Here is a 4,454-nt window from a genome sequence, read left to right on the forward strand (position 1 = left end):
TTCATTGTTTGAGGGACAACTTTAGTCAATGGCTGTAGTCAATGGCTGTAGTTAATGGCTGTAGTTAATGGCTGTAGTCAATGGCCCTGAAACTGTCTCGAAGCCCCTTCTGTTTAGAGGGGGGTGCTGACAGGGGGTTTTGTGGTTTGGTGAATGGGATTGTAGCGGCTCTGTTGATTGTACCACTTGGAGGCGCGACATTGGTTCTATACTTTAAGACTCGCTTTCCACTAGGATCTTCTGTCCCAAAGTCGAAAATTTTTGAGGTGCGACCCGAAGGCGCGACCCAAGGCCGCGAGCAATCCCTCGCGGCCTTGGAGGCGCGGACAAACAGCGAATTTAATTCGCCAAGGTCAAGGGCACCTAATTAACTTGAGTTTTTCCACAACTGCTTCATACAGATAAATTTAACCCGGTAATTCTCGGCAGATGCCGGAAGCCGTGTATAGCACGTCAATTGTTAATTGACGAGGAGGTATCTCTTTTGGCTTTCAGGAAAAAATCCCAAAAGCGCTTTTGCTTACAGCCAATGCATTTACTACAGAATAACTTAACTATTGTTTGATACTTCAATGGCTCTCAGCTCGATTATTGCTTCTGGAGTCTTTATCAGCAGACTCCCAAATCTCAAGCTTCTGTGGCTGTTACGGCAATTATACCAGGTAAATCCGACGACTTTCCGGAAACTTCCGGAGAATCATTGATTAGGACTTACAAGTCAGTTGACCCCTTATCGGCATTGTTCGGGATTTACCACAAACTACCGAATTGGCACCAATCTATCCAAAAGTTCTGATTTTTTATTAGCTTGAGTATTTCCTGACTAGAGGTCAAGATATTCTTCAGGGTTTCTGTCTATATCTCCTGAATCTCCCTGTTTCAGCAGCTTTACTGCTTAGATTTAGGGTTTACAGGCACACATGTTTGCCTTGTTGGGGATTTGACACTCCCCGGTCTTTAGACGCGGGGATTAGTTAAGAATCCATAAACGAATCTTACAGGCGTAGTCAAAGCGCCCCTACTGAGTTCTGTCAGTCAGTTCAATCCCAACAGTTCCCGCTACTTTTCTTGCAAAAATTATGCTTTCCAGGTACTACCACTTAGCCAGTTCGGTACGCTCTGCGATCTGCAATTATTTACCCGTTCACAAGAGGATTAGCGCAATGTAATCGTTGAGGGTCGGTATCTCTCCGGTACTAGAGTCGCTTCATCACATAGGCGTCTGCCTGTACTCACATCATCATTATACATTTTTTTTGACGGCAGTTTTAACTGCCGTGTCGCGTTTCCTCCCCGCTTTAAAAAGACGGGGCTACCACGCTCCCGCGTATTTCCGTGTTATGTCCTGATCCCCTGTTGATTCGCCTACTCAAGGGTTTCCCGCTTGTCTTTCTGACTGGGGTTTCGACGATTCCCGCCCTACCATTGAGAGATTGACGACGAATTGGTTTGTCCTGTCGTGGTTAACACTAGAACCAAAGTTAATAGGCTTCGACCCTGCCGGACTGCTAACGGTGAATTTTCACACAGCCTTAGCTAGCTTCAATCATCATAGCAGATCAATTCTTTTGATAACTCAAGGGAAACTCACATTGAACGCACCGGAACTAATTCAAAGATTGATAGTTGGGGATTCTTTCGCTAATAGAAAATATCTATTAAAGTTCTTGCAGGAATTGGTTGTGCCTAAGGAGCGAAATCTCCTTTCTCTTGGTGCCCGTTCCCGTGGGCGTTGGAACCTCACCGGGATAGCACCACTGCCGTACCGATCTGATCGTAGCCTAGAAGCTTAGGCTTCAGGTGCGACTCGTGGCGAATTTAATTCGCCAAGTAAGAGCGCACCTATGCAATTTCAAAGCTGGTTTCGGTTACCCCACCCAAATTATAAAATATGGCTAGGGACTGCGCTCAACAATTTTGTTCAATTAATTTTGACTGTTTGAGATTGCCGCAGAGACTGAATAGTTGTGATCGTATGCTCAGCCACCTGCTCAATTTCCGCCATGGTATTAAAGCGTCCCATTCCAAACCGGATGGAGGCATAAGCCAGATTTTCCGGATGTCCTAGGGCTAATAGTACGTGGGAAGGAGCTACAGTTGCCGAGGAACAAGCTGAGCCAGAAGAAACGGCTGCCACAGGCTGTAATCCTAGCATCAGGGCTGCGCCATCTACTCCCTCCACACTAATGTTAAGGTTTCCGGACAATCGCTGGGTAGGATGACCATTGATCTGGATACCTTCTAGTCTAGAGAGAGATTTCCACAGACTCTCCCGCAGTTCCATCAACCGTTGAGATTCTGAGGGTTGTTCTTCTAACCCCAGTTCTATAGCCTTAGCGAACCCCACAATCTGAGGGGTATAAAGTGTACCAGAACGCATCCCTCGTTCATGCCCACCGCCATGGAGCTGGGGTGCAAGCCTTACTCTGGGGTTACGACGCCGGAAATAGAGAGCCCCAATGCCCTTTGGTCCATAAATTTTATGGACTATCAAGGACATTAAATCAATCTTCATCGACTGCACATCCAAGGGGATTTTGCCAATAGCCTGGGCAGCATCTGTATGGAAAAGTACATTATGCTGGCGACAAAGATCCCCAATTTCGGCCAATGGCTGCAACACTCCAATTTCATTATTGGCTGCCATCACTGACACTAAAATGGTATCAGGACGGAAAGCCTGCTCCAGCTGGCTTAAATCCACTAGTCCATCAGCTTTTACTGGTAGAAATGTCACCTCAAACCCTAGGGTTTCTAAATAATGACAGGGGTCAAGAACAGCATTGTGTTCAGTTTGTACGGTAATCAGGTGACGTCCTTTACTTAAATATGCCTCAGCCACCCCTTTAATGGCTAGATTGTTAGCCTCTGTGGCACCACTCGTAAAAATGATCTCGACCGGTGTGGCATGAATAGCATCTGCCAGAATCTGACGCCCTTGTTTCACCGCCGCTTCAGCTTCCCAGCCATAGGTATGGCTGATACTGGATGGATTGCCAAAATGTTCAGTGAAGTAGGGTAACATTGCCTCAAGCACCCGTTGATCCATAGGTGTTGTGGCATGGCAGTCTAGGTAAATTGGGCGATGCATGGTTTTTCGTTGATTAAAAATTGCAGCTGGATATTCCGCCTACACTCGTAGAGTTAGGAGGGGAGGAATGCTGCATTAAACTAATGGTTTCCCTGATTTCCATAGGACTGCTAAGGGATACATTATTATCAACTTCCTCCCCATCACCTGATCACCCCATGATCACGTGCGACCCGTGGCGAATTAAATTAGCAAACGGAAAGCGCACCTAAGAGGTTTGACAACTCAAATCAGATTCCTAGATCTCGAGTCAACAGTTTTTGAGACTGTTTTCTTGGATGACCAATGGCTACAGGTGAAAATCCCATAAATCACATTATCCAATGGCTGCTTGTGGATGGTTCCTTGTCCATTTTCCATTTTTTGGCAGCTTTCGCTGCTCATTCTCCTCACAACGCACTCCACCCTTTAAGAATTTAGTGCAGTTCATCAAAACGGCAATTTTGACTGAATACGCTTTAACTCGAGACATGTTGAACAGATTGATTTAATTTTCCCTGGTGTCAAGGCAGAATTAACTACACGAGTTTTGAGACCACATTTAGGACAGATGGGTTGGTGATTAATGATCACCCACATGCCCCACTTGAACTGAATTACCTTTTCAAGCTCAAGCTGTTTCAGTCCTTGGGCAAGTCGCTGTTCTGAATACCGGCACTTCCTGTTCAATTCATCTTGAGTCAGTTTCCCATAGTCAGATGTACAGAGCAGATGAATGATTTTACCACAGGTTTCTTCTAAGTTACTTACTTGTTCTTGGGGAGCTACAGGCTTCTCCGGTTTGGTGTAGCGGGGAGGGCACAGTGGGTAGCTCGAGAAATTCACTCGATTGTGTGTAGTGACTTTCTGTGTAGTGACTTTCTGTGTAGTGACTTTCTGCTTCCAACGGACTAACGTTGAAGAACCAGCGTGGCCACTTGTCATGGGAATGTAGCACTTATCTGACTTAATTTTGAGTTGCTGATTTTCCTGATTAAGGGTATTGCTTTGCTTCGCGCTTACCCTTTTATCCCAGTTCTGATGCTTTAACATATGGTGTCGATGTTCAACCCTTTTCACAACCATCCTAATTTTGTTAAAAATATTGTACAACCGTGATTATACGTAAGATACTCTTTTGCCCACCAGGGAGTTGCCACTGAGTTTTCACGGAGAAGATTAGCGATGGTCCATTCATGTTTTGGCAGGATGGTGGTATGGCGCTACGCTTAGCGTCAGAAGTCAGAAGTCAGAAGTCAGAAGTAAGCTAGACTCACGTTTCGGAGTTTAGGAGCGATGCATAGGTGCGACCCGTGGCGAATTTAATAATTAGATGCGGAAAACGCACCATTACGGTCTTGGGGAGGCAGCGCGGTCTTGGGGG

General features: G+C 45.8%; 2 protein-coding genes. Both read right to left on the reverse strand.

The features are described from left to right. Positions 1-1,921: 1,921 nt before the first annotated feature. Positions 1,922-3,091 carry a cysteine desulfurase family protein gene (locus F6K20_RS25690; RefSeq protein ID WP_287296521.1) on the reverse strand — a complete coding sequence of 390 codons (1,170 nt, stop codon included), beginning with the start codon at positions 3,089-3,091 and terminating at the stop codon, positions 1,922-1,924. Between the two features lie 429 nt (positions 3,092-3,520). Beyond that, positions 3,521-4,150 (reverse strand): hypothetical protein, encoded by a 630-nt coding sequence (locus tag F6K20_RS25695; protein WP_287296523.1) that lies wholly within the window; start codon positions 4,148-4,150, stop codon positions 3,521-3,523. Positions 4,151-4,454 lie beyond the last annotated feature (304 nt).

The sequence above is a fragment of the Moorena sp. SIO2C4 genome, assembly GCF_010672485.1.
GTDB lineage: Bacteria > Cyanobacteriota > Cyanobacteriia > Cyanobacteriales > Coleofasciculaceae > Moorena > Moorena producens.